Annotated in this window: 22 protein-coding genes; 10 read left to right on the top strand and 12 right to left on the bottom strand. The window is 61.8% G+C overall.

Features of this window, described 5'->3' with window-relative positions:
• Nucleotides 1-18 precede the first annotated feature (18 nt).
• The 10 genes from AC6GQJ_RS15760 (at nt 19) to pdeM (ending at nt 11058) form a co-directional block, all read left to right on the top strand.
• Nucleotides 19-1446, top strand: a complete 1428-nt coding sequence (locus AC6GQJ_RS15760; protein WP_500769957.1) for a TadA family conjugal transfer-associated ATPase — start codon at nt 19-21, stop codon at nt 1444-1446.
• 39 nt (nt 1447-1485) lie between these two features.
• Nucleotides 1486-2451, top strand: coding sequence for a type II secretion system F family protein (locus AC6GQJ_RS15755; RefSeq protein WP_500769955.1), 966 nt, complete (start codon nt 1486-1488; stop codon nt 2449-2451).
• An 11-nt stretch (nt 2452-2462) separates the two neighbouring features.
• Nucleotides 2463-3434: a type II secretion system F family protein gene (locus AC6GQJ_RS15750; protein ID WP_500769953.1), complete on the top strand. Its 972-nt coding sequence runs from the start codon at nt 2463-2465 to the stop codon at nt 3432-3434.
• Nucleotides 3435-3526: 92 nt separating this feature from the next.
• Nucleotides 3527-4096 carry a tetratricopeptide repeat protein gene (locus AC6GQJ_RS15745; protein WP_500769951.1) on the top strand — a complete coding sequence of 190 codons (570 nt, stop codon included), beginning with the start codon at nt 3527-3529 and terminating at the stop codon, nt 4094-4096.
• Between the two features lie 82 nt (nt 4097-4178).
• Entirely contained in the window at nt 4179-5042 is an 864-nt protein-coding gene (locus tag AC6GQJ_RS15740) for a tetratricopeptide repeat protein (protein WP_500769949.1), read from the top strand.
• A 4-nt stretch (nt 5043-5046) separates the two neighbouring features.
• The gene (locus AC6GQJ_RS15735) at nt 5047-5544 is read left to right on the top strand and encodes a prepilin peptidase (RefSeq protein ID WP_500769947.1); all 498 of its coding nucleotides are present in this window, start codon (nt 5047-5049) and stop codon (nt 5542-5544) included.
• A gap of 75 nt (nt 5545-5619) precedes the next feature.
• Nucleotides 5620-6927, top strand: coding sequence for a DUF8689 domain-containing protein (locus AC6GQJ_RS15730; RefSeq protein WP_500769945.1), 1308 nt, complete (start codon nt 5620-5622; stop codon nt 6925-6927).
• Complete coding sequence (locus AC6GQJ_RS15725) at nt 6885-7712, top strand: NAD(P)-dependent oxidoreductase (RefSeq protein ID WP_500769943.1); 828 nt, start codon at nt 6885-6887, stop codon at nt 7710-7712. The genes AC6GQJ_RS15730 and AC6GQJ_RS15725 overlap by 43 nt, the downstream gene beginning before the upstream one ends.
• Nucleotides 7713-7825: 113 nt before the next feature.
• Nucleotides 7826-10237, top strand: coding sequence for a ligase-associated DNA damage response DEXH box helicase (locus AC6GQJ_RS15720; protein ID WP_500769941.1), 2412 nt, complete (start codon nt 7826-7828; stop codon nt 10235-10237).
• A gap of 149 nt (nt 10238-10386) precedes the next feature.
• Nucleotides 10387-11058: a ligase-associated DNA damage response endonuclease PdeM gene (gene pdeM / locus AC6GQJ_RS15715; protein WP_500769939.1), complete on the top strand. Its 672-nt coding sequence runs from the start codon at nt 10387-10389 to the stop codon at nt 11056-11058.
• Here the strand turns inward: pdeM and folD are convergent.
• The 12 genes from folD to AC6GQJ_RS15655 form a co-directional block, all read right to left on the bottom strand.
• The gene (gene folD, locus AC6GQJ_RS15710; protein ID WP_500769937.1) at nt 11055-11957 is read right to left on the bottom strand and encodes a bifunctional methylenetetrahydrofolate dehydrogenase/methenyltetrahydrofolate cyclohydrolase FolD; all 903 of its coding nucleotides are present in this window, start codon (nt 11955-11957) and stop codon (nt 11055-11057) included. The genes pdeM and folD overlap by 4 nt on opposite strands.
• Nucleotides 11958-12039: 82 nt before the next feature.
• The gene (locus AC6GQJ_RS15705) at nt 12040-13716 is read right to left on the bottom strand and encodes a formate--tetrahydrofolate ligase (protein ID WP_500769935.1); all 1677 of its coding nucleotides are present in this window, start codon (nt 13714-13716) and stop codon (nt 12040-12042) included.
• Nucleotides 13717-13914: 198 nt separating this feature from the next.
• On the bottom strand, nt 13915-14514 hold the full coding sequence (locus AC6GQJ_RS15700; RefSeq protein ID WP_500769933.1) for an MOSC domain-containing protein: 600 nt from the start codon (nt 14512-14514) through the stop codon (nt 13915-13917).
• 185 nt (nt 14515-14699) lie between these two features.
• A complete protein-coding gene (ftsH, locus tag AC6GQJ_RS15695) occupies nt 14700-16619 on the bottom strand; it encodes an ATP-dependent zinc metalloprotease FtsH (protein ID WP_500769932.1) in 1920 nt (639 codons plus the stop codon).
• A gap of 78 nt (nt 16620-16697) precedes the next feature.
• Entirely contained in the window at nt 16698-17945 is a 1248-nt protein-coding gene (tilS, locus tag AC6GQJ_RS15690) for a tRNA lysidine(34) synthetase TilS (RefSeq protein ID WP_500769930.1), read from the bottom strand.
• A 3-nt stretch (nt 17946-17948) separates the two neighbouring features.
• Nucleotides 17949-18773: a tol-pal system protein YbgF gene (ybgF, locus tag AC6GQJ_RS15685; RefSeq protein WP_500769928.1), complete on the bottom strand. Its 825-nt coding sequence runs from the start codon at nt 18771-18773 to the stop codon at nt 17949-17951.
• A 34-nt stretch (nt 18774-18807) separates the two neighbouring features.
• Nucleotides 18808-19329: a peptidoglycan-associated lipoprotein Pal gene (pal, locus tag AC6GQJ_RS15680; RefSeq protein ID WP_500769926.1), complete on the bottom strand. Its 522-nt coding sequence runs from the start codon at nt 19327-19329 to the stop codon at nt 18808-18810.
• A 126-nt stretch (nt 19330-19455) separates the two neighbouring features.
• The gene (tolB, locus tag AC6GQJ_RS15675) at nt 19456-20781 is read right to left on the bottom strand and encodes a Tol-Pal system beta propeller repeat protein TolB (protein WP_500773951.1); all 1326 of its coding nucleotides are present in this window, start codon (nt 20779-20781) and stop codon (nt 19456-19458) included.
• Nucleotides 20781-21956, bottom strand: a complete 1176-nt coding sequence (tolA, locus tag AC6GQJ_RS15670; protein ID WP_500769924.1) for a cell envelope integrity protein TolA — start codon at nt 21954-21956, stop codon at nt 20781-20783. Before tolA ends, tolB begins: the two co-directional genes overlap by 1 nt.
• A 3-nt stretch (nt 21957-21959) precedes the next feature.
• Nucleotides 21960-22430, bottom strand: a complete 471-nt coding sequence (tolR, locus tag AC6GQJ_RS15665; RefSeq protein WP_500769922.1) for a protein TolR — start codon at nt 22428-22430, stop codon at nt 21960-21962.
• 1 nt (nt 22431) lies between these two features.
• Nucleotides 22432-23127, bottom strand: a complete 696-nt coding sequence (gene tolQ / locus AC6GQJ_RS15660) for a protein TolQ (protein ID WP_500769920.1) — start codon at nt 23125-23127, stop codon at nt 22432-22434.
• Between the two features lie 97 nt (nt 23128-23224).
• A complete protein-coding gene (locus tag AC6GQJ_RS15655; protein WP_500769918.1) occupies nt 23225-23617 on the bottom strand; it encodes a YbgC/FadM family acyl-CoA thioesterase in 393 nt (130 codons plus the stop codon).
• Nucleotides 23618-23621: the final 4 nt, after the last annotated feature.

The following is a 23621-nucleotide window of genomic DNA, read 5'->3' as shown; positions in this document are numbered from 1 at the left end:
TCTCACTGGGGTAACCGAATGTTTTCGAAGTACAAAAAAGAGACTGCCAAACCGGCCGCCGCCCCTGTCGCAGCGGTCGTTAACGCGCCCAAACCAGATGCGCCCCCACGGATCGAACGCAAGGCAAACGCCTCTGCGGCCACGGTTATGCCGCTGGATAAAGAGCGCAAAAAGAAAGAGCGAATGGGCGAGATCAAACTCGAACTGCACCGCGCCCTTCTGGACAACCTGAACCTTGCCGCCCTCGAAAAGGCGACAGAGGCCGAATTGCGGCAGGAAATCGGGGCCATCTCGAACGAGTTCCTCGAAGAAAAGAACATCATTCTAAACCGCGAGGACCGTCAGGTTCTCAACCAGGAACTGTTTGACGAGGTGATGGGCCTTGGCCCGCTGGAAACGCTGCTGAAAGACGACACCGTGAACGATATCCTCGTGAACGGGCCCCAGCAGATTTTTGTGGAACGCGCAGGCAAGCTGCAACTGACCGACGTTACCTTCAAGGATGAACGCCACCTGCTGCGCATCATCGACAAGATCGTGTCGGCGGTGGGTCGGCGTGTCGATGAATCCAACCCCTATGTGGACGCCCGCCTCAAGGACGGGTCGCGTTTCAACGCGATGGTGCCCCCTATCGCGGTGGATGGCAGCCTTGTGTCCATTCGTAAGTTCAAAAAGGACAAGCTGGGCATCGACGATCTGGTGCAGTTCGGTGCCTTCACCGAAGAAATGGCCGCTTATCTGCAGGCGGCTGTGGCCACACGTCTGAACGTGATCGTGTCGGGCGGTACGGGTTCGGGTAAGACCACCACGCTCAACGCGCTGTCGTCGTTCATCGACAACTCCGAACGTATCCTGACGATCGAGGATACGGCGGAACTGCAACTGCAACAGACCCATGTGGGCCGGATGGAAAGCCGCCCGCCCAACGTTGAAGGCAAGGGTGAGGTTTCCCCCCGCGACTGTCTGAAAAACGCCCTGCGGATGCGCCCCGACCGCATCATCGTGGGCGAGACCCGCGGCGAGGAAGTCATCGACATGTTGCAAGCCATGAACACCGGCCACGACGGATCAATGACCACGATCCACGCCAACTCGGCCCGCGACGGGGTGTCCCGTCTGGAGAACATGATCGCCATGGCCGGGATCGAAATGCCGCTCAAGGCGGTACGCTCGCAGATTTCCTCAGCTGTGAACCTGATCGTGCAGGCCTCGCGCCTTCAGGACGGCTCTCGGCGCATGACCTCGATCACCGAAATCACCGGCATGGAAGGCGACGTTATTTCCATGCAGGAAGTGTTCCGCTTCCAGCGCGTGGGCCTCACACCGGAAAACAAGATCATCGGCCACTTCACGGCAACGGGCGTGCGGTCGCACTATTCCGAACGGTTCCGTATGTGGGGCTATGACCTGCCATCGTCGATCTATGAACCCATCGCCGCCGAGTAACCAACGCAAGGCGCCAAGGCGCAACAAGGACCTGTCAAAATGAGCGCAGAACCCATCATCTACGGCCTGATCTTCATCGGCGTGCTTGTGCTGGTCGAAGGGCTGTACCTTGTCGCTTTCGGCAAGTCGATCAGCCTGAATAACCGCGTTAACCGCCGCCTTGAGATGCTGAACAAATCCGGCGGGCGGCGCGAGGAAGTGCTCGACCAGCTGCGCAAGGAATTGCAGCAGCATATGGGCGCGCGGTCCATTCCGCTTTACTCGCTGCTGGCGGAACGGGCTCAAAAGGCGGCCATCGCCTTTACCCCACAACAGCTGATCATGGTGATGGGCGGCCTTTCCGTGGTCGCCTTTGTCGGCCTTAGCGTCGGCACCGAAACCGAACCGCCCGTGCGTATCGTGCTGTCCATCGGCATCGGCATCGGCGCGGTATTCTTCTGGGTGTCCTCCAAGGCCAACAAACGCATGGCCATGATCGAGGAACAACTGCCCGACGCGGTGGAACTGATGGTGCGCAGTCTGCGCGTCGGCCACCCGTTCAGCTCGGCCATCCAGATCGTCGCCAAAGAGGTGCAGGATCCACTTGCTTCGGAGTTCGGCGTGATTGCGGATGAATCCGCCTTTGGCCGTGATGTGGGCGAAAGCCTCAAGGCGATGGCCGAACGTCTGGACATGCAGGATTTGCGCTTTCTTGCCGTGGCCGTGACCATCCAGCAGCAATCGGGCGGCAACCTTGCCGAAATCCTGATGGGGCTGGCCAAGGTGATCCGTGCGCGTTTCCGCCTGTTCCGCCGGGTCAAGGCCATCACCGCCGAGGCGAAGTGGTCGGGCAAGTTCCTGTCCGCCTTCCCGCTTGTGGCGCTGGTCGTGATCCAGATCGGTGATCCGCATTACTATGACGAAGTGCGCGACCACCCGTGGTTCATTCCCGCCTGCTTTGTTGTGGGCATCTTCTTGTGCGTCAACCTTGTGGTGATGCGCGTACTGACAAACATCAAAGTCTGAGGAAACTGATCATGGACGCGCTGCTGCAACCGCTTACCGACCTCCTCGGGCCATTGGGGCCTATCATCATCGCAGGTGTTCTGGGCCTGATGATGATCGTCATCGTGGTCTTCATGATGATGCGTCAGCCCGAAGACCCGCTGGACAAGCTGAAAAAGAACTACCGCGCCGCCGAAGCGGGCGTGCCGCAAAAGGAACGGCTGCGTCACGGTGCGCGCAACGAACAGCTCGAGAAGTTCTCGACCTTCCTTGAACCGCAGGACGTCGCCGAACTGTCCAAGCGGCAGTTGATGCTGCGTCAGGCGGGCTATCAGTCGCGCGATGCGGTGCGCATCTTTCACGCCGCGCAGTTTGTGCTGGGCGTGCTGGGACTGATCGGGGGCGTGATCTATACCAATTTCATCGTCGGCACGGACGAGATGACCACGCAGAAGATCATGATGTGGACCCTCGGCCCTGGCGGCGTGGGGTATTACCTGCCGCAATACTGGATCACCAGACGGGTCGAAGAACGTAAGGAAGAGATTACACGCGGCTTTCCCGACGCGCTGGACATGATGCTGGTCTGTGTCGAGGCGGGCCAGTCGCTGGACCAGTCCATTACGCGGATCGCGGGCGAGTTGCGCGCCTCTTTTCCTGCGCTGGCGGACGAGTTTCAGGTGGTCAGCTATGAGATGAAAGCGGGCAAGGACAAGGTCAACGTCCTTAACGACATGGCCGAACGCTGCGGCGTGCAGGACGTGGCCAGCTTTGTGACCGTGCTGGTGCAATCGGCCAGTTTCGGTACCTCAATCGCGGACGCCCTGCGCGTTTTCGCCGCCGAGATGCGCGACAAGCGGGTGATGCGCGCCGAAGAGGCCGCCAACAAACTGCCCACCAAGATGACGCTCGCCACCATGATGCTGACCGTGCCGCCGCTGCTGATTATCCTTGTCGGCCCGTCCGTGCACGGCATCACGCAGCTGGGCAATATGGGGAACTAGAAATCGGCACGCACTGTGCTACAAGATACGCACCGCACGTCCCGCGAAGGGACCGTGCGGTGCAGTCGCATATAAAAGGTCGCAAAGGCCCCATGATTACAGGTGCGCGGGCGCTGCCCGCCCTTCTTCTTTCGCTGGTCCTGTCCGCCTGTTCCACGGGCGGAATCGACGTGTCGCAATCCGGCCCCTTCGCACCCGGTGTGGACCGCAAGGGGCAGGCTGCGGACGGCATCGACGTGGGACACCGCCTGATCGCCGCCGGTGAATTCGAACTCGCCATCAAGGCGTTTAACCGCGCCGCCCTTGATCGCGGCGGCTTTGACGGTGAAATCCTGTCGGGGCTGGGCACGGCCAACCTTGGCCTTGGCCGTCTGGGTCAGGCCGAAAAACTGTTGCGCCGCGCGACCACCGAATTCGACCCCGTGCCAGAAGACCTCAACAATCTTGGCGTGGTCCTGATGGAACAAGGCGAAACCGGCGAAGCTGTTGCCATTTTGCGCCGTGCATTCGCCCTTGATGACGGAGAAAGCACACTCATCAGGGATAATTTGCGCATGGCGCTCGCAAAATCCGAAAACTCTGATACGGTAGAGGTGAACGAGAACCAGTATAAACTGGTCCGACGCGGCAGCAGTGACTTTCTTATCCGGTCAGCTGGCTGATTTTGAGGTGCACCGCAGGGTGCGATGGGATGCGACCGTGCAGCAAAAGCGCGGCGTGAACGAGCAGTAAAAGGACGCAAACATGCGCCACTCCGTAGTTTTGGCCGTCTCTTTGGCAGGGGCTCTGGCCCTGTCCGCATGCGCACAGAAATCTGCCGACCAAACGGTCGAGCGGGCCTTTCAGAACGTTAATGTCGTGGATGAAAGCGATCTGAACGATGTGATGCTGACCGTGGCCGACCCGAACGAGGCGGTCAGCTATTTCCAACGCACCGCCGCCGAAAACCCCGACCGCATCGAAGTGCATCGCGGGCTGGCCAGCAGCCTTGTGCGCGCCAAGCGTTTCTCCGAAGCGGCCCCCGCCTATGCCAAGGTTCTCAAGCTTGAAGGCGCAACAAATGACGACCGCGTGGATTATGCCGATGCCCTTCTGCGCGCTGGCGACTGGGCCCGCGCCGAACAGGAACTCGACCGCGTTCCGCCCACGTTCGAGACATTCAAACGCTACCGCCTTGAGGCGCTGATTGCCGACAGCAATAAAGAGTGGAAAAAAGCCGACAGCTTTTATGAAACCGCCGTGGGCCTGACGACGCGCCCTGCCGGTGTTCTGAACAACTGGGGTTACTCGAAACTGACACGCGGCGATTATGCCGATGCCGAACGCCTGTTCGGCGACGCGATCCGGCAGGATGGCACCCTGTTCACCGCCAAGAACAACCTGATCCTCGCCCGTGGTGCGCAGCGCAACTATGCCCTGCCCGTCGTCCCCATGGACCAGATCGAACGGGCGCAACTGCTGCACACGATGGGTCTGACGGCCGTGAAACAGGGTGACGTGGAAACCGGCAAAGGGTTGCTGCGCGAAGCCATCGAAACCCATCCCCAGCATTTCGAGGCCGCTGTGCGCTCCTTGCGCGCGCTCGAAGCCAACGTGTCGAACGGATAGAACGATGGCCATGTCCGCGCAGGCCGCGCTGTGGTTCTTGCCGTTTCTCGTCCCGCTGTGCCTTTACGTGGCCTATACCGATCTGGCCCAAATGCGCATCACCAACCCCACTGTGCTGGCCATATTTGCGGTGTTCGTGGTGGTGGGCCTGTTCGTGTTCCCGCTTGATGCCTATCTGTGGCGCCTTGCCCATCTGGGCATCGTTCTGGTGGTCTGCATGATCCTGAACGCCGCCGGTGCCATGGGCGCGGGTGACGCGAAATTCCTTGCCGCTGCCGCGCCTTACGTTGCCGTGGGCGATGTGCGTCTGGTCATGGCCCTGTTTGCCGCCGTGCTGCTGGCAGCCTATGCCAGCCACCGGATTGCCAAATACACGCCGCTGTCGCGCATGGCCCCGGACTGGAACAGCTGGTCGCAAAAAGGGCGCAAGTTCCCTATGGGCTTTGCCCTTGGTCCAACGCTGGCGATTTACCTCGTATTGGCCGCGATCCACGGGTCCTGACCGCTTTGTGGCCATAATTTGGTCCGAAATCGCGTCTAGGAAGGGCAAAAGCAGTCACGTAACAGGCCCGTTTCCATGAATATGCAAGTTTCCGACATCATCGCCCCCCCTGCCCCCAAACGGCTGGAAGAGATGAAGCTGTCCCATGTGATGATGCGGGACATCCTGTTGAAGACCATGTTCCGCAAGAACCTCGACATGGTGTCGGACCTGTCGGCGGCGATGTGCATCCCCATTCCGGTGGTGCAGGAACTTATCGACATGAGCCGCGAACAAAGGCTGATGGAGGCGACAGGCACGCTCAACGCCAACAATGGCAACGAGATGGGCTATCAACTGACCGACAACGGGAAGTCCCGCGCGCTGGACGCATTGGCGCAGTCGGAATATTTCGGCGCGGTGCCCGTGCCGCTGGATGTCTACCGCGAACAGGTAAAACGCCAGTCGATCCGCAACATTCTGGTCACGCGCCAGCAGTTGACCGCCGCGATGGGCCACCTTGTACTGCCCGACGATCTGCTCGGCCAGCTTGGGCCAGCGGTGTCCGCGGGCCGGTCAATCCTGATGTACGGCCCCCCCGGTAACGGGAAATCCTCGATCTCGAACGGTATCCGCGACGCGCTTGGCGATCAGGTTTATGTGCCGCGCGCGATTGAATACGCCGGACAGGTGATCACCGTGTTCGACCCGATTGTGCACGTTCCGGCCAAGGACGAAGGACAGGATCCAAACTCGCTGCGCCGCCGCACACCTTTCGACCAACGCTATGTCAAATGCGAACGCCCCACTGTGATCACCGGCGGTGAGCTAAGCCTTGATATGCTTGATCTGGTCTACAACCCGACAGCCAAGACCTATCAGGCGCCGCTGCAACTGAAATCCACCGGCGGCATTTTTATCGTCGACGACTTGGGCCGTCAGGCCGAACCGCCACAGGCGCTCGTCAACCGCTGGATCGTGCCGCTTGAGGAATCCAAAGACATCCTCGCCCTGCAATCGGGCGAAAAGTTCGAAGTGCCGTTTGACACACTCGTCGTGTTCTCGACCAACTTCCACCCCAACGAAATCTTCGACCAAGCCGCGCTGCGCCGGATCTTCTTCAAAATCAAAATCGAGGGGCCCAATCAGGCGAACTTCCTGAAAATCTTTGCCATGGTCGCCAAGAAAAAGGGCATGCCCCTGAACGAAGAGGCGCTGATCCATCTGCTCAAGGTGAAATACCCGACGATCGACAACATCTATGCAAACTACCAGCCCAACTTCCTGATCGACCAGATGGTCGCGATCTGCAATTTCGAAGGCATCCCCTTGCAAATGCGCCCCGACCTGATTGACCGCGCATGGGCCAACATGTTCGTCAAGGACGAGCATATCGTGAAATGATCGGGGTCGCGGGATGTGGGCGCATGGGTGCGCCGATGCTAGAGGCGCTGCGCGACGCCACACAGGCGCGCGGCTTTGATGTGGTGGCCAAGGACGCCGCCCACATCACCACTGATCCCGCCGCCTTCGCCTCGGACCTGCACACGCTGTTCAGCGTTGTCCGCGATGCCGATGAAACCAACGCGCTGCTGTTCACCCGACAACGGCTGGTCGAAATCGCGCCGGATCTTACGCGCATCTTCATCTGTTCCACCCTGTCGCCCCGCTATGTCCGTGACCTGCGCGGCCGCGTGCCGGAACACATCACCCTAATCGACGCGCCCATGTCCGGCGCACAAATCGCCGCGCAGAACCGCAGCCTCAGCTTTATGCTGGGCGGCACTGACAGCGATATCCGCGACGCGATGCCTTTGCTGGCGATGATGGGCAAACACATGCACCATATGGGCCCCTATGGCGCAGGGATGCAGGCCAAAGTGCTGAACAACCTGCTGGCCGCCTCGCATACGGCGATGACACGGCTGGTGCTTGACTGGGCGGATGACGCAGAGCTCGACACCGACAGGCTTCTCGACCTGATCAACACCTCTTCGGGGCAGAACTGGCTTGCCTCCGGCTATCACGAGATCGAATTCGCGCGCGACGGCTTTGTCCCCGACAACTCCATCGGCATTCTGGTCAAGGACGTCGCCGCAGCCCTCGACGCCGCACCCGACGGCGCGGACGTGACCCTGCCGGAAACGGTACAGGCCGCCATCCGGGCACTCCGCCCTCGGGGCGCATAACCCCTCTTCTCTGTTCCAAAAAATCCCGGCCCATTGCCCGACAGGTGGCTTTGCCACCGAAAGGGCAGGCTCCCGCACTTTCCTTACGCGCGCGGCCCGCTACAGTTCATGCCATGGCCACACTCCCCCCCCAATTCAGCGACTGGTTCGCCGCCAAAGGCTGGTCGATCCATCCGCACCAGCAGGCAATGCTGGACCGCGCGGCGGACCCGTCGCTGCTGTTGATCGCACCAACTGGCGGGGGCAAGACCCTTGCCGGCTTCCTGCCAAGCCTCGCCGAACTGGCAGACGGCGCGCATACGGGATTGCACACACTCTATATCTCCCCGCTTAAGGCGCTTGCCTCCGACATCAAGCGCAACCTGCGCACCCCCGTCGAAGAGATGGGCCTGCCGATCCGCATCGAGGACCGCACCGGCGACACCTCGCAAACCCGCAAGAAACGCCAGCGCGCCGACCCGCCCCATATCCTGCTGACCACCCCCGAAAGCCTCGCGCTGCTCACCAGCTACGAAGACGCGCCGCGCATGTTTGCGGGGCTGCAACGGGTGATTGTCGATGAAATCCACGCACTGGCCGAAAGTAAACGGGGCGACCAGATGTTCCTCGCCCTCTCACGGCTGCAAGCGATGTGCCCCAACCTACGCCGCGTCGGCCTGTCCGCCACGGTCGAAGATCCCGCCGCCATCGCCCACCTGCTTGCCTGCCACCCCGACCCGTGCGAGGTCATCCACGCCGATCCTGGCCCCGCGCCGGACATCCAAATGCTGGTCACCCAAGAGGCCCCGCCATGGGCCGGATCGGGCGGCAAATACGCCATTCCGGCGGTTCTGGAACAGGTGAAAAAGCATAAGACAACGCTGATTTTCCACAACACGCGCGCGCAGGCCGAACTTTATTTCCACAACATCTGGCTCGCCAATGACGAAGGGCTGCCCATCGGTATCCACCACGGATCGCTTGACCGCACACAGCGCGAAAAGGTTGAAGCGGCGATGGTGGCGGGCGACCTCAAGGCGATTGTCTGCACCGGCACGCTGGATCTGGGCATCGACTGGGGCGATGTGGACCTGATCATCCAGATCGGTGCACCGAAAAACGTGAAGCGGCTGGTGCAGCGGATCGGGCGCGCCAACCACCGCTACAACGCACCGTCCAAGGCGCTGCTGGTGCCTGCCAACCGGTTCGAAGTGGTGGAATGCGTCGCCGCCCTCGAAGCGGTGAAAGAAGGCGCGCTTGACGGTGATCCGCGCGGGCGCGGGCCGCGTGATGTCTTGTGCCAGCATATCCTGATCGCCGCCGCCGCAGGCCCGTTCGACGCCGACGCGCTCTATGCCGAAGTCGTCACCGCAGGCGCCTACAGCGATCTGGACAGGGCCGAATTCGATGCCTGTCTCGAATTCTGCGCCACAGGGGGCTACGCCTTGCGCGCCTATGACCAGTGGCAGCGCCTGCTGCAGCGCCCCGACGGGTTGTGGCAATTGCGCGACCCGCGCAGCGCGCAACGTATCCGCATGAACATCGGCACCATTCAGGACACCGACACGCTTAAGGTCCGCTTCAAAGGGCGCGGCGGCAAACCGCTGGGCGAGATCGAGGAAGGCTTTGCCGCGACCCTCACCCCCGGTGATACATTCCTGATCGGCGGGCAGATCGTCCGCTACGACAGCTTGCGCGAGATGACCGTGCAAGTCACCCGCGACGCGGCCAAAAAGCCGAAAATCGCCACCTTTGCAGGCACGAAATTCGCCACCTCCACCCAACTCAGCCACCGCATCATCGACATGTTCCAGCGCGACGACTGGCCCGACCTGCCCGCCCACACCCGTGACTGGCTGGCACTGCAACGGCAGGTCAGCCGTCTGCCCGAACCGGGGCGGCTGCTGATCGAAAGCTTCCCCCATGACGGGCGCGCGCATACTGCCGTTTACGGCTTTGCAGGGCGCAACGCGATGCAGACGCTGGGCCTATTGCTCACCAAACGGATGGAGGAAACCGGCCTCAACCCGCTCGGCTTTCTGGCGACCGACTATGCCACGCTGATCTGGGGGCTGGAGCCCGTGCGCGATCCTGTCCCGCTGTTCGACATCCACGCCTTGCGCGACGGGCTGGACCGCTGGCTTGCCGGAAACGCGGTGATGAAACGCACCTTCCGCGCCAGCGCGACCATCGCGGGCCTGATCGAACGTAACACGCCGTCAGCGCGCAAATCGGGGCGGCAGGCGACATTTTCTTCCGACATCCTTTATGACACGCTGGCCAAATACGATCCCGACCACCTGATGCTCGACATCACGCGCCAAGAGGCGATGCGCGGTCTGGTGGACTTCGGCCGGATCGAGGAGATGGCCGCACGGATCGTCGACCGCATCGACCTTGTGGAACTCGACCGCGTGTCCCCCCTCGCCGCCCCTCTCCTCCTCGAAGTGGGCCGCGTCCCGATCAAGGGCCTCGCCGAAGAAAAGCTGCTGGCCGAAGAAGCCGACCGCCTGATGGCCACCGCAGGCCTAAGCCCCGCTACATAAGCCTCCACCCAAAAATCTCCCTGCCCGTCTTTGGGTAAAAAATACCTCGGGGGAGGCCGCAGGCCGGGGGCAGCGCCCCCGCTTTTTTCCCGCCAACACACCTCACCCCATATCTTGAAGGACACAAAAACCACGTCTATGAACAAAATATGAACACGTGCGACATTTCACTCAAGGGCGCGGCCCTCAAGGCACTGGGATCAGGCGCGTTGTTCTGGCCCGACCAATCGCTGCTTTGTGTCTCTGACCTGCACTTGGGGAAAGCCGAACGCATTGCGCGGCGCGGCGGCGGGTATCTGCCCCCCTACGAAACCCGTGACACGTTGACCCGCCTTTCTAGAGACCTTGAGGCGACGGGCGCGCGCACCGTCATCTGCCTTGGCGACAGCTTTGACGACCTGACCGCGGCGCAGTCCTTGGGCGATGCAGACCGGTTATTCATCACGCAGCTTCAGGCGGGGCGGCGCTGGATCTGGATCGAGGGGAACCACGATCCCGGACCGATTGAATTCGGCGGCCCCCATCTGGCCGCCTACAGCCTTGGACCCCTGCTGTTCCGCCACATTGCCGATCTCCATAGCGTAGACGGTGCAGGTGAAATCTCGGGGCATTACCACCCCAAGGCAACGCTACGGGTGCGCGGGCGGGCGATCACGCGGCCCGCTTTCCTGTGCGACGGCGACCGCCTGATCATGCCCGCCTATGGCACCTATACCGGCGGGTTGCGCAGCCACGACGGCGTGCTGGCGCGGTTGATGCAGGACGGGGCGACGGCGATCCTTACGGGCGACCGCCCCGTCACGATGCCAATGCCGCGTTAGGCGGTCAGGCCTTCCGGCTCTTCCAGACCATTGGCGCGGCAGCAGGCGGTGACCGTGTTGGCCAGCAGGCAGGCGATAGTCATCGGCCCCACACCGCCCGGAACGGGGGTGATCGCACCCGCCACGTCGGCGCAGCTGTCAAAATCGCAATCTCCAACAAGGCGGGTCTTTCCCTCGCCCTTTTCAGGCGCGTCGATCCGGTTGATGCCCACGTCGATCACGGTCGCACCGGGTTTGATCCAGTCGCCTGTGACCATCTCGGGGCGTCCCACTGCGGCAACCACGATGTCGGCGCGGCGTGTGACCTCTTGAATGTCCTTGGTGCGGCTGTGTGCGATGGTCACGGTACAGCTGTCGCCCAGCAACAACTGCGCCATCGGCTTGCCCACGATGTTGGACCGCCCCACGACAACCGCGTTCAGCCCCGACAGTGACCCGTGGTGATCGCGCAGCATCATCAGACAGCCCAGCGGTGTGCACGGCACCATCGACTTCTGCCCCGTGCCCAGCAGACCCACGTTCGAGATATGGAACCCGTCCACGTCCTTGGCCGGATCAATCGCGTTGATCACAAGGTCTTCGTTCAGGTGTTTGGGAAGCGGCAATTGCACCAGAATGCCATGGATTTCGGGATCGGCATTCAACTGCGCGATCAGGTCCAGCAGGTCCGCCTCGGACGTGTCCACATCCAGCTTGTGCTCGACGCTTTTCATGCCGACCTCGACCGTCATCTTCCCCTTGGAGCGGACATAGACCTGCGACGCGGGGTCTTCGCCCACCAGCACCACCGCCAGTCCCGGTGTGATCCCGTGATCGTCTTTCAGGCGGCTCACATGGGTGGCCACCTTGGCCCGTACTGTGGCGGCAAAGGCTTTGCCGTCGATGATTGTCGCGCTCATATCAGTCTCTTTCCTTGTCCTTTTCACCCGCAGGGCTGCCCCCTGCGGATGGAGGGCGGGCGCAGCACCCGCCCTTCGGGGTTCAGAACAGCCCTTCGATCTGGCCGTCCGCGTTCAAATGTATGTTTTCCGCCGAAGGCACGCGGGGCAAGCCGGGCATGGTCATGATCTCTCCGCAGACAGCGACGATGAAACCGGCCCCCGCTGACAGGCGCACTTCGCGCACGGGCACGGTGAATCCGGTGGGCGCACCGCGCAAGTTGGGGTCGGTCGAAAACGAGTACTGCGTCTTGGCCATGCAGACGGGCAAATGTCCATATCCCTGCTCTTCCCAAAGCTGCAACTGGGCGAGGATTTTCTGGTCCATGACTGCGCCGTCAGCACGATAGATCTTTTTGGCGATGGTCTGGACCTTTTCGGCCAGCGACATCTCATCAGGATAGATGGGCGCAAAATCCGCCGTGCCCGCATCTGCCAGTTCCGCCACCTTCGCCGCCAGATCGGCAGAACCTTCGGAACCCAGTTCCCAGTGGCGGCTCAGCACTGCTTCGGCCCCTTGTGCAGCGACGAAATCCTTGACCGCCTGCACCTCGGCATCGGTGTCGGTGACAAAGTGGTTGATCGCGACGACCACCGGCACACCAAAGGATTTGAGGTTCTCGATATGCCGCCCGAGGTTCGGGCACCCCGCCTTGACCGCGTCCACATTCTCGGCACCGAGGTCGGCCTTGGCCACGCCGCCGTTCATCTTCATCGCCCGCACGGTGGCAACGCAAACCACGACGGACGGCGCGATACCGGCCTTGCGGCACTTGATGTTCATGAACTTCTCGGCCCCCAAATCCGCGCCAAATCCCGCCTCGGTTACCACATAGTCGGTCAACTTCAGCGCTGTGGTCGTCGCAATAACCGAGTTGCAGCCATGGGCGATGTTGGCAAACGGGCCGCCATGCACAAAGGCTGGGTTGTTTTCTAACGTCTGCACAAGGTTGGGCTGCATCGCGTCCTTGAGCAGCACGGTCATCGCGCCATCTGCCTTGATGTCGCGGGCAAAAACGGGGCAGCGGTCGCGGCGGTAGGCCACGATCATATCGCCAAGCCGTTTCTGCAAGTCGCCAAGGTCTTTGGCCAGACACAGGATCGCCATGACTTCGGAGGCAACCGTGATATCAAACCCCGCCTCGCGCGGGAAACCATTGGCCACACCGCCCAAGCTGGCCGTGATCTGGCGCAGGGCGCGGTCATTCATGTCCACCACACGCCGCCACACAACGCGGCGGGTGTCGATATCAAGTTCGTTACCCCAATAGATGTGGTTGTCGATCATCGCGCTCAGCAGCGAATGTGCCGAGGTGATGGCGTGGAAGTCACCGGTGAAATGCAGGTTCATCTCTTCCATCGGGACGATCTGGGCATAGCCGCCGCCAGCGGCCCCGCCCTTCATGCCAAAGTTCGGGCCCAAGGAGGCCTCGCGGATACAGACCATAGCGTTCTTGCCAATGCGATTCAGACCATCCCCCAGACCAACGGTGGTGGTAGTCTTGCCCTCGCCTGCGGGGGTCGGGTTGATCGCCGTCACAAGGATCAGTTTGCCGTCCGCGCGGTCCTGCACCGAGTTAATGAACGACTGGCTGACTTTGGCCTTGTCGTGGCCATAGGGCAGCAGGTCTTCGCTGGCGATGCCGATCTTGGCCCCGATTTCCTGAATCGGTTTCTTGTTGGCTTCGCGTGCGATTTCGATGTCTGATTTATAGGCCACGGTGGTCCCCCCTGAGCGCCCTGTCGGGCATTATTGTCGTGCCCTGCATACATGGCCTTGCCCAGTGACCATGTGCGCAATTCCGACATTTCAGAAGGGTTGAGCGGCCACAATGCGCGCCATCGTTTCGTTTCGGAAACGATCCGGCCTGAGCAGGGACGCGGCGACCGGATAGGTCACCGGCACTTACGCCGCGCCCTAACCCGCGCGTGCGGCGTCCAGATGCGCCCACACCGGCTGGTCCGGTACATGCAGCACCAAAGCGTCCCCGACGTTCAAGGCGCCGCCCCGTTCGACCCATGCCGTGACCCCGCGCAGCCCTTTGGCAGCGGGTTTGAATTTGCTGCCAAAGCCGCTTGCCTCTTGTTCGATCTCGCGTCCGGGCAAGATGCAGGGGCGGTTTTCCATGTCGATCACCAGCCCCGCCCCCGACGGCGCCATCAACCGCGAGGACGGTGGCACATGCGAAAAGTCGGGGATGCCCTCAAGAACCATGGACGCGCCCAGCCATGTGGGATCAATCGCGTCCAACCCCATCTTGGCGGCGATCTGGTCCAGTTCCTCTTGGCTCACAATGGACAGTTGCCGCACGTTGCGGATTTCGGTCCCGCGGCGGTACTGGCTGGTCACGCGGCTACAGGACGGGCGGGTCGGCCCGCCATGCGCCTCGTTTGGAAAGCCGTCGAAGGTGGCCTCGACAGCCTCCAGCGGAACAGAGCGCAAGCTGCCTGCGTCCTCGGTCACGACGCCCAGCCAGTTGATGCGGGCGATAAAGGATGTGGGTTTGAGGGCGGGCATGGGCAACTCTCCTGATCTGTCAGGGGCAGTTACACCGACGCCCGCACCCGCCGCCAATGAAAAATTGTGCGCGGGCCGTTGGCGGCGTTGATATATCCCCCACCCTGCCACTGAATGCGGCGCGCAGAACGGCAAAAGGCCCGCCATTTCGGGCGGGCCTTTATAAGTCAATTCAGCGCTTCGGCTTAGGCAGAAGGTTCAGGTTCCAGACCACCATCACCCGACGGGCCGGATTTCTTCTTGGCCTTCGGGATCGCGGTGAGGGACGGTTTATCCTCTTCCACTTTCGATCCACCTTCGTCGTCGTCCGAGGAATGCGGTGGTTCGCCGTTCATCACACGCTCGATCTCTTCACCGGTGAGGGTTTCGTATTCCAACAGCCCTTGGGCCAGACGCTCGAACTTTTCCTCGTTCTCGGTGATCACCTTGAGCGCCCAGTCATAGCCGTCCTGAATGAACTTCTGCACTTCCTGCTCGACCAGTTCCTTGGTGTTGGCAGAGACCGAGAAGCCAGCAGTGTTACCGGTGTAGCCTTGGGCCGCTTCGGAATAGTCGATGTTACCGACCTTGTCCGACATACCCCATTGCAGCACCATCGCACGGGCCAGCGCCGAGGCTTGCTGAATATCGCCTGCAGGGCCGTTGGAGACCGAGTCCGCACCGTATTTATGGATTTCAGCCGCCTTGCCCGCCATGGTCATGGCCAGACGCTGGTGGCATTCATCCTTGAACATGTTCAGTCGGTCCATTTCCGGCAGGCTCATCACCATGCCCAATGCACCACCGCGCGGGATGATCGTCGCTTTGTAGACTGGATCACATTTCGGCAGCAGGTGACCGACAAGGGCGTGGCCAGCCTCGTGATAGGCGGTCATTTCCTTTTGCTCGGCGGTCATGACCATGCTGCGGCGTTCCGGCCCCATCATGACTTTGTCCTTGGCCGTTTCGAAATCCAGCATGGTGACAAAGCGGCGTCCGATACGGGCGGCGGTCAATGCCGCCTCGTTCACGAGGTTCGCCAGATCGGCACCCGAGAACCCGGGTGTGCCGCGCGCGATGATGCGCAGATCAACGTCAGGTCCCAAGGGCGTTTTGCGCGCGTGAACGCCAAGGATCTTCTCGCGGCCTTTGATGTCTGGATTGCCGACGGTGACCTGCCGGTCAAAACGACCCGGACGCAGCAAGGCAGGGTCAAGGACGTCTTTCCGGTTTGTGGCCGCGATGATGATCACACCTTCGTTCGCCTCGAAACCGTCCATTTCAACCAGCAATTGGTTCAACGTCTGCTCACGTTCGTCATTGCCGCCGCCATAACCGGCACCACGGTGACGGCCCACAGCGTCGATCTCGTCGATGAAGACGATGCAGGGCGCATTCTTTTTCGCCTGTTCGAACATGTCACGCACACGGCTGGCACCCACACCGACGAACATCTCGACAAAGTCAGAGCCCGAGATCGTGAAGAACGGCACGCCCGCCTCACCCGCAATGGCGCGGGCCAGCAGTGTCTTACCGGTACCGGGAGGGCCCACAAGCAGCGCGCCTTTTGGAATCTTACCACCAAGGCGCGAGAATTTCTGCGGGTTGCGCAGGAATTCCACGATCTCTTCGAGTTCTTCCTTGGCCTCATCGATGCCCGCGACGTCGTCAAAGGTGACGCGCCCATGCTTTTCGGTCAGCATCTTGGCCTTGGATTTGCCAAAGCCCATCGCACCGCCTTTGCCGCCGCCCTGCATCCGGTTCATGAAATAGATCCAGACACCGATCAGCAGCAGGAAGGGCAGCAGCGACACAAGGAAGGTCTGGAAGCCCGATTGCTGTTGCTGTTCGGCACGAACGGGGATGTTGTTTTCGATCAAAAGGTCGGTGACCAGCGCGTCTTCGGGCTTGATCGTCACGAAATCCTCGGCCCCGCGACGGAACCGGACCTCTTCGCCATCCAGCGTCACATTGCTGACCGAACCGTCTTCGACAGCGGCAACAAATTCGGAATAACTGATTTCGCGGCTTTGCAGCGTGTTGCCCGACCCGCCGAACAGGTTGAACAGTGCCAAGATAAGCAAAAACAAAACCACCCAGAAGGCGATGTTACGTGCGTTTCCCAAGGAAAATCTCCTGATTCATGCTGCCGCTTGGATGTACCCTACGGCGTTGCTTCTAAGATAGAGAGGATCGCGCGAGGTTCAATGCGATAAAAGCGCGGCAAAAAAGGCATCTTGGCCGCCATCAAGCTCTGCGGCCCAGTCAGGGTCCGGCTGTGCGACCGGTGCCGCGATCATTTCCCCATCATACCATACCGAAGGCGTCACGGCGAGGGCTGCACGTGGCAGGCCGGTATCGCGCCAGTTTTCGATCTGCGACAAAGCGTCCGTGCCTAGGGCGCGCACCTCGATATCGGGGTCGTCATCGGGCCCTGTCACCAGCCATCGGTCATCCCACATATCCCCCACTTCGCAGGTCAAGTCCTTGATCGCGTTGAATTCCCTGAATACCCAGATCACGTTATTCTCGACAGTGATCTGGCATCCATCAAGGGTCGCACCGCGGCTGGCACGCACGGCCTTGAGGGTCTGCGCCACCGCCTCGCGGCGCGGCGGATAGGGGTGTTGCGAGGTCCACGAAAGCGTGTGCACTAGCAGGCGGCGGGCAATTTCCTCGGGCAGCATGCGAAAGGCGCGCAGGTCCAGCGCAATCGCCCCGTGCAACAGCGCGGCAGTGTCGCGCGCGGCCAAAAAGGTCTGCCAATCAAGGGCTTCGCGGGCGCGGCTCATATTCTGGGCAACGGCAACAAGCGTTTCGGTGCCCACACCCAGCACGTCCAACACCTTGAGGGCCTCGCGCACCCGCACCCGTTCAAAGGCACGGTTTTCGTTGCTTGGATCCTCGCACCATTTCAGCCCCTCGGCACGCAAGAAGTCGCGCAAATCCGCACGCGCCGTGCGCAGGAACGGGCGCACCCAAGTAATGCCGTGGCGAATGCGGCGCGGCGACATCGCGCTAAGGCCGTCAACACCCGCGCCACGCGCCAGCCGCATCAGAAACGTTTCGGCCTGATCGTCGGCGGTGTGGCCAAGGGCGACATGGGTGATGTCGTTGCCAAAGGCCCAGTCGGCAATCAGCGCATAGCGCGCATCCCGCGCATTGGCCTGTAAATTGCCCGCGCCGTCCCATCCGGTCCAGTATTCGACATGATGAGGCAGATCCCAGCGGGCGCACAGGTCGGTGACCAGCGCCACCTCATCTTTGGCTTCGGGGCGCAAGCCGTGGTCAATCGTGATGACGTGCAAATCAACATCGTGCGCCTCGGCATAGCGCACCAGCGTCGCCAGCAGTGCAACCGAGTCGCCGCCCCCCGACACTGCCACACCCAGACGGGGCAGCGGTTGCGCAGGCAAAAGGTCTTCGACCGCCGCAATCAGGGGGTCCGACATCCTTTAGGAACAGCCGATATTACGCATCGCATCCTGCGCTTGGGCAACTGCGGGTGCCGCCGGAAAGCGCACCGCGACCTCGCCCAAAGTCACACAGGCCTCGGATGTCTGGCCAAGACGGCCAAGCGCGGCCCCAAGCCGGTACAGCGCCTCGGGCGCAAGCGGGCCTTGTTGGTCCAGCGTGAAGGCCGCCAGATAGGCGCGTGCGCCCTCGCGGACGTCACCCAACCCTTCCAGCGCCTCACCACGGCGCAAGGTCGCCTCTATTGAGAGGGGGCCGCCTGGGTAGGTCTGATTAAAGGTCTCAAACTGGTCTGCGGCGCCGCGAAAGTCACCGGAGGCGAGCGCCGCCTTCGCCCGCTCGAAATCGGCCTGTTCGTTTGTGGCCAGTTGTGTTTCCGGCTGCGTGGTCGGTGCAGGGCCGGTCGGTGCGACGGCGGGGGCGTCACCGCCCCCCAGCGTGGGCGTATCGCCAAGCGCGCCAATATCGCAGCCTTCTTCCAATTCACACAGGCGGAATTCCAGATCACCGATGCGGTTGGTCCCGTCCTGTACGACGCGCCCGATGCGGAACTCCAATTCCTCTGACTTGTTGGTCAGGCGCTGCAATTCGCTTTCGATGGCGGTGATGCGGTCCAGCGTGTCGCCGGACCCCACATTCGGTGCGGCACCGCCCGTGGTGGACAGTTCCCGCTTGAGCTTTTGCACCTCGACATAAAGAACCGTCAGTTCCTGCCGGATATCCGCCAGTGTCGCATCCTGTGCCACGGCGCGCACAGGCCCCGTGACGCCGAATGCCAACACCGCTACTGCAATTAACCGCACCATTTACCGCCTCTTTCCTGCGCTTGCGCGCGTTGACCTAGCTGCTGAGACCACCCGCCAGCACGGTGACTGCGCGCCGGTTCTTGGCATAGCATGCTTCTTCGCTGCACACTTCGATCGGGCGTTCCTTGCCGTAGCTTACAACCTGCAAGCGGCTGGGCTGGACCCCTTGGGACACCAGATAGGACCGTGCCGCATCGGCGCGACGTGCGCCAAGGGCAAGGTTGTATTCGCGGGTGCCCTGTTCGTCGGCGTGACCTTCGATCACGGCGGTGTAATCCGCGTTCTGCAACAGCCAGACGGCCTGATTTTCCAGTGTGGCGCGCCCTTCGGGCGACAGCGAAGACTGGTCCACCGCGAACAACACGCGGTCGCCAACGGCCTGCTGGAAATAGGCGGGCGATGCAGGGTCGGACGCGCTGCCCGGAACGATGCCGCCTGCGCCATTGGCGAAGGGATCATTCGCGGAATCGCCGCCCGCACCAAAGCGGTCGGGGTTTGTACAGGCTGCGACGCTTAGCGCGGCGCAGATCATCAACGCAGAAGTCTTCAGTTTCATGGGCTCGGGCCTCTCTCGGGTTACATCGCCACGTTTAACGGGCGTTGAGCTTTCAGTATCACGAACGGGGCTTTTTGAAAATGCACCGTTACATATCAGATTTCGGGTCTGGTCCGCGCCGCGCCCCTAGCGCTGCAACGGCCCCCACGATGCGTCAGAGCCACCTTCGGGCGTGCGCACGGGGCGCAGGTTCCGTCCAGTGATATCCACCGAATACAGCGTCGAACGGCCCCCTGCCCCTTGGGTTTCGCGGGCGAACATGATGACGCGCCCGTTGGGCGACCATGTCGGCCCCTCGTCAAGGAACGACGCGGTCAGCAGGCGTTCTTCGCTGCCGTCCGTGCGCATGACGCCGATGTGGAAACGGCCCTTGGATTGTTTGGTGAAGGCGATCAGATCACCGCGCGGCGACCAGACCGGAGTGCCATAGCGCCCCTCGCCGAAGGAAATGCGCGTTGCCTCCCCTCCGGTAGCGGGCATGACATAGAGCTGCTGTGTCCCCGACCGGTCGCTTTCAAACACGATGCGCGATCCATCGGGGCTAAAGCTCGGGGCGGTTTCGATGGCAGGCGTGTTCGTGAGGCGCGTGGCTGCGCCTGTGTTGATGTCCATCGAATAGATGTCGGTATTGCTGCCTTGCGAGATGGAATAGACCACCGTCTGCCCGTTAGGGGCAAAGCGGGGCGCAAAGCTCATCGTGCCTTGCTGGCTTTCCAGAACGCGGCGCTGCACCGACCCCACATCCAGCACATAGATGCGCGGGAAACCGCTTTCGTAGCTGGTGTACAGCACGCGATCACCGGATTTGGAGAAGCGCGGCGCAAGCACGATATCTTCGGAGCCGGTGAGGTACTGCACATTGGCGCCATCATAATCCATCACGGCCAGACGTTTGCGGCGGTTGTCCTTGGGGCCGGTTTCGGACACGAACACCACGCGGCTGTCGAAATAGCCGCCCTCGCCCGTGATCCGGCTATAGACAACGTCGGCCACCTTGTGCGCGATGCGCCGCCAGCCGTCGGTTGTGCCTGCAAATTGCAGACCGTCGCCCAGTTCCGCGCCGGAGAACACGTCATAAAGGCGGAATTTGACGTTGATCTGGTTGCCCTGAACGCTGACCGCGCCGGTGACCAGCGCCTGCGCGTTGATCGCCTTCCAGTCGGCATATTGCACAGGCGCATTGAAGTCGGACACCTGCGAGATAAACGCGCTGGAGGGCAGTTCGCGGAACAGCCCCGTACCGGTCAGATCGGCGGCAATCACGCGGGCCAGTTGCGCGCCCATCTCGGCGCTGCCTGCGGTTTCGGCCACCAGATCGGGAACCGCCACCGGCAGGGGTTCGATAACCCCTTCGGTAATCTCGATCCGCAACGGGCCATCCTGAGCCACAGAGAGGGTGGGAACAAAAGCTGCCGCCATCATGGCAAACAGTGCGCAGAATAGTCGAACCATCATTTGATACGCATCCTTTCGGGATTGAACGTCATCTCGATTTCTTTCCATTGGCCGTATTTATCAGCCGGCAATCCGTACCCGTCCCGGGTGCAGCGTATAATCGCGCGGCGTGCGGCTTCAAAGGCCTGATTTGCAGCCGCTGACGACCCGCCCGAGCTGGACACGAGGCGAATGGAACTGGTGACGGGTTTGGAATCGGCTGTCATCGCGACGCTGACCACCACGGTGGTTTGCAGCGCCTCGGAGGACAGCGACCCCACGTTCCAGCAACTGGACACCGCGACCCGTAACGCATCCTTTTCCCCCGCCGTCAGCGGCGGGCCTTGGGGCACCTCGGCCTCTTCCACGCCGCCGCCTTCCAGCGCCTGACGCAGGGCGTCGTTCACCGCATCCGCCGTCGATTCAGGTGTTTCGGCAGGCTTGGGCTTGGGTTCCGGTTTGGGTTCGGGCGCAGGATCAACTGCCGGTGTTTGGGCAGGCGTTTCTTCCGCCGGAGTTTCAGCGGTGCGCACAGGTGCAGATGGACGGCGCGCAGGTGGGCGCATCGAGGTGTTGGGCGCATTGGCGGGTGTTTCCGCCTCGGTCACGATCTCGGTTGCCGCCTCTTCTGGCGCGGTCGCTTCCTGTTCCTGCTCCACAGGGATGTCGGCACCGGCATCTTCGGTCACGGCCTCTTGGGCCACCTCGGCGGGCGCGGTGTCTTCGGGGGGCGGGGCAACGGCTTCGGGCGCGACACGTTCGGATGGGCGCGGCACGGGGCGCGGCGCGATTTCGGGCGTCAGCACAGCCTGCTCTTGCGGCTGTGGCTGGTCCGGCGGTGTGTCGGCGATCTCTGGCTCCGGCTCCGGCGCGGGGGGCGTCGGGGCGACTTCGGGTTCGGGCTGTGGCGCGGGCGTTGGAGCCTGCGTTTCAACCGTTTCATCCGGCGTCGGAGTTTCAACGGGATCGGGGGCCACATCCGGCTCCTCGGCGGGCTGTTCGGGTTGGGCCACTTCGGTCACATTGTCGGGCTGTGGGCCTGCGGACAGCAGCGCCTCATATGCCTCGGTCGAGATGACAGAGACATCGGTAGATTCAAATGGCAACGGTTCGGACTGGAACGTGCCGCCAAACAGCACCCAGCCGATCAGACCGGCATGGCCGATCCCCGATATGACCTGCCCCGTGTTCACGGACTATTGGTCCTCGCCGTCCAGCGCGGGGCCGCCAATGTCGGTCACAAGACCGATATTGGAAAACCCGCCCGCGTTAAGCGCGCCCATGACTTCCATAACCTCGGCATAGGACACCGCCCCATCCGCGCGCAGGAACACACGGTCGCTGGCGCGTTCGGCGGCAATGGCGCGCAGGCGCTGCACAAGCGCGTTGCGGTCGACCTCGGTCGTCTGGATCTGCACACTGCCTTCGGCGGTGATGGTCACGGTCAGGGGCTCTTCCTGATCGGTGGACAGCGCGTTGGCGGCTGTCTTGGGCAACTCGACCGGCACGCCGACGGTCAGCAAGGGGGCCGCGACCATAAAGATGATCAGCAGCACCAGCATCACGTCGACAAAGGGGGTCACGTTGATCTCGGCCATGGGGCGCGTGCGCCCGCCGCGCCGACGCCGCCCCGATCCGCCGTCTTTTTGAACCACGCCAGCGCCCATATCAGCTGTCCAGTTGACGGCTGAGGATGGTGGCGAATTCGTCCGCGAAAGCCTCGTAGCCCGCGACGATCCGGTCGCTGTCCGCGCTCAGCTTGTTGTAGAAGATAACCGCCGGAATCGCCGCCAGCAGGCCCAGCCCCGTGGCCAGCAGCGCCTCGGCAATACCGGGGGCGACGACGGCAAGGTTAGTGTTTTGCTGTTCCGCGATTTCGATAAAGGCGTTCATGATACCGACCACCGTGCCGAACAGGCCGATAAACGGCGCGGACGACCCGACAGTGGCCAGCACAGTCAGGCCCGATTGCAACGCTTCGGACTGCTTGGCAATCGCCACATCCATGGACCGGTCAATACGCGCCGTGGCACCGGCAATCAGCCCGCCATCGTCACGGTGCGACCGCTGCCATTCGATCATCCCGCTGGCAAATACCTTTTCGGCAGCCCCGTCCGGATCAGGCCCGATCTGTTCGAACAATCCGTCCAAAGGCTCCCCTGACCAGAAGGCGCGATCAAAATGCGCGGCCTCGGCGCGGGCGCGCCGGTACAGGATCAGTTTCTGAATGATGATGCCCCATGCCCAGAACGAAGCGACGATCAGCATGATCATCACCAATTTCACGACAATTGTGGCGCGTGCGAAAAGGCCCCACAGTGAGAAATCAATCTCCTGCGCCAGGGCGAGGGTTTCTGCTTCCATTTGCCTGCTCTTTTTTTGCGGACTGTATTCAGCCTCTATTGCCTGAAACATAGGGCAGCAAAACGGGGAAAGCTATCACTTCGGCGTCACCAGCGCCTTATTTTGTGGAAATTGCGCGGATTTCCGCAGGCAGACGCACCGGTTTTCCTTCGGTGGTCATGGTGACGGCCACCACATGCGCGCGGAACAGCACAGTACCGTCGCGCTGCACCTCTTGGTCAAAGGTCCAGCGCACGGGGCCTGCGGCTTGGTGGGTGGTCACAACCTCCAGCCGGTCGGCCAGACGGGCCGATGAAAGGTAGTCGGCCTCGACCCGCGTGACGACAAAAACCAGACCCTTTGCGCGCATTGCGTTCTGGTCCAGTCCCATCTGTTCCACGATCTCGGATCGCGCGCGTTCGATATAACGTAGGTAGTTCGCGTAATAGACGACGCCCGCCATATCGGTGTCTTCGTAATAGACGGTCAGGGGAAATCTGTGCGGGGTCATGGCG

The organism is Tateyamaria sp. 7Alg 36, from assembly GCF_059882455.1.
The sequence above is the reverse complement of the archived record's forward strand: the minus strand, read 5'-3'. Positions and strand labels throughout refer to the sequence as shown.

Coding starts and splice junctions, on each gene's coding strand:
- AC6GQJ_RS15760 (WP_500769957.1), top strand. CDS start 19: ATGTTTTCGAAGTACAAAAAAGAGACTGCCAAACCGGCCGCCGCCCCT.
- pal (WP_500769926.1), bottom strand. CDS start 19,329: ATGAAACTGAAGACTTCTGCGTTGATGATCTGCGCCGCGCTAAGCGTC.
- tolB (WP_500773951.1), bottom strand. CDS start 20,781: ATGGTTCGACTATTCTGCGCACTGTTTGCCATGATGGCGGCAGCTTTT.
- tolQ (WP_500769920.1), bottom strand. CDS start 23,127: ATGGAAGCAGAAACCCTCGCCCTGGCGCAGGAGATTGATTTCTCACTG.
- AC6GQJ_RS15745 (WP_500769951.1), top strand. CDS start 3,527: ATGATTACAGGTGCGCGGGCGCTGCCCGCCCTTCTTCTTTCGCTGGTC.
- AC6GQJ_RS15750 (WP_500769953.1), top strand. CDS start 2,463: ATGGACGCGCTGCTGCAACCGCTTACCGACCTCCTCGGGCCATTGGGG.
- AC6GQJ_RS15720 (WP_500769941.1), top strand. CDS start 7,826: ATGGCCACACTCCCCCCCCAATTCAGCGACTGGTTCGCCGCCAAAGGC.
- AC6GQJ_RS15730 (WP_500769945.1), top strand. CDS start 5,620: ATGAATATGCAAGTTTCCGACATCATCGCCCCCCCTGCCCCCAAACGG.
- tilS (WP_500769930.1), bottom strand. CDS start 17,945: ATGTCGGACCCCCTGATTGCGGCGGTCGAAGACCTTTTGCCTGCGCAA.
- ybgF (WP_500769928.1), bottom strand. CDS start 18,773: ATGGTGCGGTTAATTGCAGTAGCGGTGTTGGCATTCGGCGTCACGGGG.
- AC6GQJ_RS15655 (WP_500769918.1), bottom strand. CDS start 23,617: ATGACCCCGCACAGATTTCCCCTGACCGTCTATTACGAAGACACCGAT.
- AC6GQJ_RS15725 (WP_500769943.1), top strand. CDS start 6,885: ATGGGCCAACATGTTCGTCAAGGACGAGCATATCGTGAAATGATCGGG.
- AC6GQJ_RS15755 (WP_500769955.1), top strand. CDS start 1,486: ATGAGCGCAGAACCCATCATCTACGGCCTGATCTTCATCGGCGTGCTT.
- AC6GQJ_RS15735 (WP_500769947.1), top strand. CDS start 5,047: ATGGCCATGTCCGCGCAGGCCGCGCTGTGGTTCTTGCCGTTTCTCGTC.
- tolR (WP_500769922.1), bottom strand. CDS start 22,430: ATGGGCGCTGGCGTGGTTCAAAAAGACGGCGGATCGGGGCGGCGTCGG.
- folD (WP_500769937.1), bottom strand. CDS start 11,957: ATGAGCGCGACAATCATCGACGGCAAAGCCTTTGCCGCCACAGTACGG.
- AC6GQJ_RS15700 (WP_500769933.1), bottom strand. CDS start 14,514: ATGCCCGCCCTCAAACCCACATCCTTTATCGCCCGCATCAACTGGCTG.
- AC6GQJ_RS15740 (WP_500769949.1), top strand. CDS start 4,179: ATGCGCCACTCCGTAGTTTTGGCCGTCTCTTTGGCAGGGGCTCTGGCC.
- pdeM (WP_500769939.1), top strand. CDS start 10,387: ATGAACACGTGCGACATTTCACTCAAGGGCGCGGCCCTCAAGGCACTG.